Source organism: Blastococcus sp. SYSU DS0753 (assembly GCF_054051175.1).
On record NZ_JBJHAT010000040.1, the window covers coordinates 23,526 to 31,670 of the forward strand.

6 protein-coding genes and 1 pseudogene are annotated in these 8,145 nt (G+C 71.0%); 5 read left to right on the forward strand and 2 right to left on the reverse strand.

The window, feature by feature from the left end; genetic code table 11:
- Positions 1–102: 102 nt before the first annotated feature.
- Genes ACI799_RS20465 through ACI799_RS20475 form a run of 3 tightly spaced genes read left to right on the forward strand, consistent with a single transcriptional unit; the run spans position 103 to position 2,778 of the window.
- Positions 103–1,137 carry a glycosyltransferase family 2 protein gene (locus ACI799_RS20465; protein WP_456591129.1) on the forward strand — a complete coding sequence of 345 codons (1,035 nt, stop codon included), beginning with the start codon at positions 103–105 and terminating at the stop codon, positions 1,135–1,137.
- Positions 1,097–1,516, forward strand: coding sequence for a GtrA family protein (locus tag ACI799_RS20470; protein WP_456591128.1), 420 nt, complete (start codon positions 1,097–1,099; stop codon positions 1,514–1,516). Before ACI799_RS20465 ends, ACI799_RS20470 begins: the two co-directional genes overlap by 41 nt.
- Positions 1,513–2,778, forward strand: coding sequence for an NAD(P)/FAD-dependent oxidoreductase (locus ACI799_RS20475; RefSeq protein ID WP_456613810.1), 1,266 nt, complete (start codon positions 1,513–1,515; stop codon positions 2,776–2,778). Before ACI799_RS20470 ends, ACI799_RS20475 begins: the two co-directional genes overlap by 4 nt.
- A gap of 115 nt (positions 2,779–2,893) precedes the next feature.
- Here ACI799_RS20475 and ACI799_RS20480 read toward each other — a convergent pair whose 3' ends face one another.
- Positions 2,894–3,691: a TIGR03089 family protein gene (locus ACI799_RS20480; protein ID WP_456613811.1), complete on the reverse strand. Its 798-nt coding sequence runs from the start codon at positions 3,689–3,691 to the stop codon at positions 2,894–2,896.
- Between the two features lie 67 nt (positions 3,692–3,758).
- A complete protein-coding gene (locus ACI799_RS20485) occupies positions 3,759–5,321 on the reverse strand; it encodes an LCP family protein (RefSeq protein ID WP_456591125.1) in 1,563 nt (520 codons plus the stop codon).
- A gap of 473 nt (positions 5,322–5,794) precedes the next feature.
- On the opposite strand from ACI799_RS20485, the gene ACI799_RS20490 reads away from it, so the two are divergent.
- Together ACI799_RS20490 and ACI799_RS20495 are read left to right on the forward strand one after the other, a co-directional pair.
- A complete protein-coding gene (locus ACI799_RS20490) occupies positions 5,795–6,370 on the forward strand; it encodes a hypothetical protein (protein ID WP_456600581.1) in 576 nt (191 codons plus the stop codon).
- A pseudogene (locus tag ACI799_RS20495) lies at positions 6,367–8,145 on the forward strand (hypothetical protein); the annotation flags it as partial. The gene ACI799_RS20490 and the pseudogene ACI799_RS20495, both read left to right, overlap by 4 nt.

Below are 8,145 nucleotides of genomic sequence, written 5' to 3' on the forward strand. Positions count from 1 at the left end.
GCAGGCGACCGTCCGCACGGACGTCTGCGGGAACGGTCCCCGTCCAGCACCGAAGAATGACGACCGGCCGCGCCGGCGACGCCGAGACCACGGAAGGCCGCAATGGCGACCCCTGTCATCGAACCCAACCACGCTCCTGACGACCGGGCCGTGGTGACGGAACCACCGCAGCGACGGCTCGTCTCCTACGTGCTCCCCGTCTACAACGAGGCCGACGGGATCGAGAAGTTCCACGACCGGCTGGTCGCCGCCTCGCGGGAACGGCCGGACCTGGACTTCGAGTTCGTCTACGTGAACGACGGCTCCCGGGACGCGTCGCTGGAGATCCTGGAGAAGATCGCCGAGTCCTGCGAGCAGGTCCGGGTGGTCAACTTCTCCCGCAACTTCGGCCACCAGATGGCGATCACGGCGGGCCTCGACTACGCCCGGGGCGACGCGATCATCGTCATGGACACCGATCTGCAGGACCCGCCCGAGGTGAGCCTGGAGCTCATCAAGGCGTGGGAGGGCGGCGCCCAGATCGTGTACGCGCAGCGGCGCAGTCGCAAGGACACGCCGATGAAGCGCTTCACGGCGCACGCCTACTACCGGCTCCTGCACCGGTTCGCCGACATCGAGATCCCGGTGGACACCGGCGACTTCCGGCTGATGGACCGGGCGACCACGGACCTGCTGCGCTCGCACCGGGAGCGCAACCGCTTCGTGCGCGGGCTGGTGGCCTCGCTGGGCTTCAAGCAGGCGGCCGTGCCGTTCGACCGCGACGAGCGGACGTCGGGCGAGACGAACTACCCGCTGCCGAAGATGCTCCGGCTCGCCGCCGACGGCGTCACCAGCTTCTCCACGGTTCCGCTGAAGATGATCACCCGGCTCGGCCTGGGCACGGTCGTCCTCGCCGTCCTCGGCATCCTCTACGCAGTCGGGTTGCGGCTGTTCTTCCCCGACGTCTCGGTCCCCGGCTGGACCCTCCTGATGATCATGGTGCTCTTCCTGGGCGGGGTGCAGATGCTGTCGCTGGGGGTCATCGGCTCCTACGTCGGACGCATCTACACCGAGGTGCAGGCACGCCCGCTCTACATCGTGGAGAAGGTGGTGGACCATGGCGACGGCGGACAGCAAACTTCGCGCGCCGGCGCGTGAGCTCTGGCAGCGCCACCGGCAGTTCTTCGTCTACCAGCTGATCGGGGTCTCGGGCGTCCTGCTCGACCTGGTCCTCTTCCTCGTCCTCTACAACGTGGTGGGGATGCACGAGCAGCTCGCGACGGCGTTGAGCACCTCGGCGGGCATCACGAACAACTTCCTGCTCAACAGCTACCTGAACTTCCGCAAGCGGGACGGGATGCTCCGCCGGTTCGCCCGGTTCTACTCGGTGGGCCTGCTCGGCATCGCGCTCGTCGCGGTGCTGCTCCTGGTCTTCCACACCTGGCTGGGGGTGGACGCGAACATCGTCAAGGTCGTCTCGATGCCGATCGTCGCGATCTTCCAGTTCGTCCTCAACAAGAGATGGAGTTTCGGATGAAGATCGGCATCATCGGTGCCGGCGCCACGGGCCTCACCGCGGCGTACGACCTGGTCAAGGACGGGCACGACGTCACCGTCCTCGAGGGCGCGGACGAGATCGGCGGGCTGGCCGGTTCGCTGGTGGTGCAGGGCACCCCCCTGGAGCGCTACTACCACCACATCTTCGAGACCGACCGCGCCATGATCGACCTGATCGAGGAGCTCGGGCTGCGGCCGAAGCTGACGTTCCACTCGACCACGACCGGCATCTACCACGACGGCCGGCTGCACGACTTCTCCACGCCCGTGGAGATGCTGAAGTTCCCGCCGCTGCGGTTGATCGACCGCGTCCGCTTCGGTGCGTCGTCGGCGATGCTGAAGGTCATCCGGAACGGCGAGCGTCTCGGCGACCGCCGCGCGCTCGACTGGGTGCACCGCTGGGCCGGCCGACGGGCCAGCGAGGTGATCTGGGAGCCCCTGCTCACCGGCAAGTTCGGGTCGCGGGCGTCGGAGATCTCCATGGCCTGGCTGTGGGCCCGCATCCACTACCGCACGTTCAAGCTGGGCTACATGGACGGTGGGTTCCACCAGGTGTACGACGGACTGCTGCAGGCGGTGGAGCAGCGCGGCGGCAAGGTGGAGCTCGGCAAGCGGCTGGCGCACATCGCGCAGCCCGACCCGGCCGGCCCCGTCCTGGTCCGGACGGAGGACGGCGCGCAGTACGAGTACGACAAGGTCCTGGTGACCGTCCCCCAGCCGGTGTTCGCGCAGGCCGCGGGCGCTGCCCCGGAGGATGCCCTCCAGCGGGCGGAGTACCTCGGTGCCACCTGCTTCGTGCTCGAGTGCGACCGCAGCGTGATCCCGTACTACTGGCTGAACGTCAACGACACCTCGTTCCCGTTCCTGGCGGTCGTCGAGCACACCAACATGGTCTTCGGGTCCGACTACGGCGGCCGGCACGTCGTCTACGTCGGCAACTACGTGCCGCGCGACGACTGGCGCTACACCACCGACCCCGCCGAGCTGCTGAAGCAGTACGAGCCGTGGCTGCGCAAGCTGAACCCGGACTTCGACCTGTCGTGGGTGAAGGACTGGCACTTCTCGCGCGCGCCCTTCGCCCAGCCCGTCGTCACCCCGGACTACCGGGACTCGATCCCGCCGCACGAGACGTCGATGCCCGGGGTCGTCCTCGCCACGATGTCGCAGATCTACCCGCAGGACCGGGGGCAGAGCTACGCCGTCGCGATGGCCCGGCGGGTCGTGCAGCAGTACTTCCGCTGAACCGTCCGCCCGGCTGATCTCCCGGGGGCAGTGGCCACGACGTCCTCCCGGCGTCGTGGCCACTGCTGTTCCGGGGCGCTGCGTCCACAGGCGCGGGCAGCCGGTCGCGACGCAGTCAGGCTGGTGGCCGGCCCAGCTGGCGGACGCCGTCGACCTTCGGCCCCAGGGTCGCGGTGATCCGCTCGGCGGCCGCGCGGGCCGGCAGCAGCGCGGGGTCCGGGGCGCGGACCAGCACGATCGAGGCCCCGGCGGCGAGCGGGGCCAGGAGCCAGGCGACCGGGCCGGCCTCCGTGGCGGTCGCCTCGTCGACGAGGACGCGGTCGCCCGCACGCAGGCCGAGGCGGTCGGCCAGCTCCCCAGCGGCCTCGACCACGCCGCCGAGGGTCAGCGCCAGGCCGCCGGCGCGCAGCCCCGGGGTGGCTGGGTCGGGTTCCTGCCACGGGTGGAAGACGTCCCCGTGTGCACGCACCTCGAGGGCGAAGTCCCGGGCAGGCCCGGCGTAGCCGGACATGCCCATGCCGAGCGGGTGGAGCGACAGGCCCAGCAGTTCTGGCAGGTCCAGCTCCTCCAGAGCCGGCAGCCGGTCCTGCGCGGCCAGGATGACGTCGGTGTCGTCCAGCCGGCCGTCGTCCTCCGCCGCGGTCTCGACGACCGTTGCACCGCAGTTCCAGGCGGCCAGCAGGACGGCCGCGGTCTGCCAGTGCACCGGCAGTGCCACCGCCACCCTGCTGCCGGGTGCCACGTCGAACTCCTCCTGGAGGAGGTTGGCGGTCTTGGCCACCCAGTTCGCGAGGGTGATCGCCGAGAGCTCCACCCGCTCCCCGGTGGCGTCGTCGTACTGCGTCAGCAGGGGGGCGGCGCCGTCCCGTCGGACGACGGAGGTGAGCAGGTCAGCTGGCAGGGTGGCGGGCACGGTCCCAGCGTGTCACCGGAGCTGCCGTGGCGCTCGGGGTCCCGGAAGGGGCGGCACGGCGGCGACGTCAGTTGATGCAGGTGGTGTCCGCCGCGGTCCGGGCGTCCTGGCCCTCGACCACCGGGGCAGGGGCCGGTGGGGTGACCGCCTGACCCACGCCGTTGAAGTCGCTGCCCAGGACCAACTGCACGGTGCCGCTGGTCGCGTCGTCGCTCATCTTGCTCACCGCGCCCGGGATCGCGGCGGCGACGGTGGTGGCCAGGGCCTCGTCCCCGGCGGCGAACCGGATCTCGGTCTGCTCGTGGTCCATCGAGGAGGCGTTGCCGGTCGTGCCCACCAGGAAGCCGGCCGTGGTCAGGGCCGAGGCGGCTGACGCTGCCAGCCCCGAGGTGCCCGACCCGTTGTAGACGTCGACCGTCACCGCGGCGGGGGCGACCGTCTGCGGGGCCTCGGGGGTGGCGGCGGTCTCGGGCTCGGGTTCGGCCGAGAGGTCGGCGAAGAACCTGTGCAGCGCGGCCTCGTCCTCCAGCCGGACGATCGACTTGCCGTCCTCCTCGCCGGTCCCGCGGTTCGGCACGGTCTGGAACTCGATGCTGTCGGCGGTCACCGACTGCATCTGCTGGGCCAGCTGCAGCAGGTCCAGGTCCCGGTCGACGGTCAGCGCGTCGGCCGCGGCCTGCACGAGGGCACGCTGCTTGCCCAGGTCGAGCAGGACGTCCTCGGACAGCATCTTCCGCAGCACCCCGCCGAGGAACACCTGCTGGCGGACGATCCGGTCGAAGTCACCTCGGCCCTGGGGTCCGAAGCCGTGCCGCTGCCGGACGAACTTCAACGCGTCGGCGCCGCTGATCGTCTGCACCCCGGCCGGGAAGTACGCCCCCGACCACTCGCGGTCGTCGACCGCCTTGCACAGGTTGATCTCGACACCGCCGACGACGTTGGACAGCTCGAAGAAGCCGAGCAGGTCTACCTCGGCGTAGTGGTCGATCTGCAGACCGGTGAGCCCGCTGATGGTCTGCACCAGCAGCTGGGAGCCCTGCGCGGAGCGGGCTTCCTCGGAGGCGCCGGAAGGGGCGTTCATCCGGCCGTAGGCGTATGCGGCGTTCAGCCGGTCCCAGCCGTAGCCGGGGATCTTCACGTACGAGTCGCGGGGGAAGGAGACGAACGAGGCGCGGGATCCGTCCGCCGGCACGTGAACCAGGATCATCGTGTCGGTATTGATGCCCGAGTCGGTGCCTGCGTTGAGGTCGGTCAGCTGTTGCTCGGTCAGCGCGGCCCGGCTGTCGTTGCCGACCAGCAGCAGGTTCATGGCCTCGCCGGCAGCGCCGTTGCCCTCGTTGCCCTCGCTGGGGATGGCGTCGGTGCGGTTCACCGTCGCGGACGCCACCTGGCCGAGATACCAGCCCCAGCCGGACCCGGCGAGCAGCGTGGCGGCGACGACCCCGGCGACGACGCGGGTGGCGACCGCCGCGCGGCCGCCGCGGCGCCCGCGGGATGTGGCGCCCGTCGGGCCGTCGGACGGGTGCTCCGCCCCGGTGCCACGCCGGGGCGGCCGCCCCGCGCGGGGGTCGAGGCGCGGGGGCAGCGGACGCCCGGCCGGGCGGCCCTGCTCGTTCCGGTCTCGGCTCACGTGGTCCTCACAGCGGTGTTGCGCGCCGGTTCGAGGGCGCGGGCGTCAGCCGGCGCCGCGAGTGCGACCGGTTGTGACGCTTTGTGCATCGACGTTGGCAAGGCTAGGTGTGGTTCAGGGGTCCAGCAGCCCTCCGACACGTAGGAATTGCCAGGACGGCGAGGTGAGCCAGCCCGCCTGGCACCGGGATGCACAACAACCGCATCCGCCACAGGAGTCGCCGGAGGGCGCCCGCGTCCGCGCCGCACCCGTGCGCGGCCGATGTGTGCCCGACGGCCCGACGGCGGGGGCGCGGCCCCGTACCACCGCCGCGAGTTGGTGTCCGTCCCGCGTTGCTCCCGGACCGACGTCACAACGAAACGTAGTCTCCCGAACACGGGGAGGAGTCGGTCATGTCGCCCTCTCCGTCCGTGGTTCCACCACCAGACGCTCGAGAACGGCGCTGCTCGCCGGTCGCCCTGGGAGATCTCCTCATGTCTCGTTCCACCTCACGCCGCCGGGCCACCGTGCTCGGTGCGCTCGCGCTGCTCGTGGTCGGAGGCGCTGCCCTGCTCTTCCTGGCCGTTCGTCCGGACGGGTCCGCTGCTCCGGGCGGCGGGGCCGCGGGCGCCTCTGGAGCCACCGAGGAGCGCGGCCCGGACGCCCCCGTCCAGGACGAGGTGCTCGAGCCGCTCACGCCCACGCCGACCGCCCCTGCCGATAACGGTGCCGAGGTGGATCCGGTGCCGTCCGAGGAGCCCAGCGGCCTCCGCTCCGTCGTCGTCAGCCACACCTACGCCGGCTGGGACCCCGGCACTCAGGACATCGTCGTCGGGGGCTTCGTCAGCGACGTCGTCGAGACGGGCGGGACGTGCACCCTGACCCTGACGCAGGACGGGGTGACCACCAGCGGCACCGCCGATGCCACCCCGGATGCGAGCACCACCAGCTGTGGCGAGGTCCGGGCCGGGGGAGGGCGCCTGGTCTCCGGCAGCTGGGAGGCCGTGCTCAGCTACACGTCGCCCCGGTCGACCGGTGAGTCGGCCGTCTTCTCGGTGGTGGTCCCGTGACCAGGCGGGCCGTGCTCTTCGTGGCCGGGCTGCTCGTCCTGGCCTTCGCCGGCCTCTTGGGCACCGCTTCGCTTCCGACCCCGGACCTGCGCGAGTCGGCGAACCTGGCGCTGTTCAACCCCGGCAACATCATCAGCGACGGCGTCTTCTACGACACCTCCACGATGAACGTCGAGCAGATCCAGGCCTTCCTGCAGGAGAAGGGGCGCAACTGCTCGGGCAGCAACTGCCTCAAGAACTTCCGGCAGGACACGTGGACGCGTGCCGGGGACACGCGCTGCGGGCCGTACCAGGGCGCCGGTCAGGAGACCGCCGCGCAGATCATCTGGAAGGTCGCCCGAGCCTGCGGGATCAACCCCCAGGTGCTGCTGGTGACCCTGCAGAAGGAGCAGGGCCTGATCACCTCCACCGGGCCCTCGGACGGCAAGCTGCGCATCGCCATGGGGTACGGCTGCCCGGACACCGCGGCCTGCGACACCCAGTACTACGGCTTCTACAACCAGATGTACTCCGCGTCGCGGCAGTTCAAGCTCTACCAGGCCAATCCGAGCAAGTACGGGTACCGGCCGGGGCTCACCAACACGATCGGCTACTCGCCGGCGACCGAGCGCAACAACAACCTCAACAACTGGCGCTGCGGCACCGCGCAGGTCTACATCCAGAACCAGGCCACCGCGGGGCTCTACAACTACACGCCATACGTCCCGAACCAGGCCGCGCTGAACGCGGGGTACGCCGAGGGCGACTCCTGCTCCGCCTACGGCAACCGAAACTTCTTCAACTACTTCACCGACTGGTTCGGCAGCACGCAGAACTCCGGCGGCTCGGCCGTCCTCGACAAGTACGACGCCCTGCGCGCCGCCGGGGTGGACATCGGTGGGCCCACCTCGGACGTGCGGTGCGACCTGCCGCACGGCGGTTGCCGGCGGACCTACGCCGGCGGGCACATCTACTGGTCGAAGGGGACCGGGGCGCACGTCGTGCGCGGCGCCATCCTCGACCGGTACCTGCAGCTCGGCGGACCGCAGCTCCTGGGGTACCCGACCGGTGACGACACCGCCGCCCCGTGGGGCACCGGCTGGTTCACCGACTTCCAGGGTGGGTCCATCTACTGGTCGGCGCAGACGGAGGCGCAGGAGGTCCGGGGCGCCATCCGCGACAAGTGGCGTTCCACCGGGGCGCAGGCCGGCCCCCTCGGCTATCCCACCAGCGGGGACACGCCGGCGCCCGGTGGCGGGTTCATGAACTCCTTCCAGGGCGGCGAGGTGTACTGGTCGGCGGCCACCCAGGCCCACGTGGTGCGGGGCGCGATCAAGGACCGGTACCTGCAGGCCGGTGGTCCGGCTGCGCTGGGGTACCCGACCGGGGACGATCAGCCGACGGCGGATCGGCGTGGCTACATGACGCCGTTCCAGGGTGGGGAGATCCACTGGTCGGCGCAGACCGGTGCGCAGGTGGTGCGGGGCGCGATCCTGGACACCTGGAAGCGGGCCGGCGGTTCGGGTGGCTACCTGGGCTTCCCGACGACCAGCGATGCCCCGGCCGGGCGCGGTGGGTACGTGGTGGAGTTCCAGAGCGGCTCGCTGTACTGGGGGCCGAGCACGGGGACGAAGGTGGTGCGGGGCGCGATCCTGGCCGCGTACAAGGCGGCCGGTGGTCCGGCTGCGCTGGGGTACCCGACCGGGGACGATCAGCCGACGGCGGATCGGCGTGGCTACATGACGCCGTTCCAGGGTGGGGAGATCCACTGGTCGGCGCAGACCGGTGCGCAGGTG

Coding starts and splice junctions, on each gene's coding strand:
- ACI799_RS20465 (WP_456591129.1), top strand. CDS start 103: ATGGCGACCCCTGTCATCGAACCCAACCACGCTCCTGACGACCGGGCC.
- ACI799_RS20490 (WP_456600581.1), top strand. CDS start 5,795: ATGTCTCGTTCCACCTCACGCCGCCGGGCCACCGTGCTCGGTGCGCTC.
- ACI799_RS20470 (WP_456591128.1), top strand. CDS start 1,097: ATGGCGACGGCGGACAGCAAACTTCGCGCGCCGGCGCGTGAGCTCTGG.
- ACI799_RS20475 (WP_456613810.1), top strand. CDS start 1,513: ATGAAGATCGGCATCATCGGTGCCGGCGCCACGGGCCTCACCGCGGCG.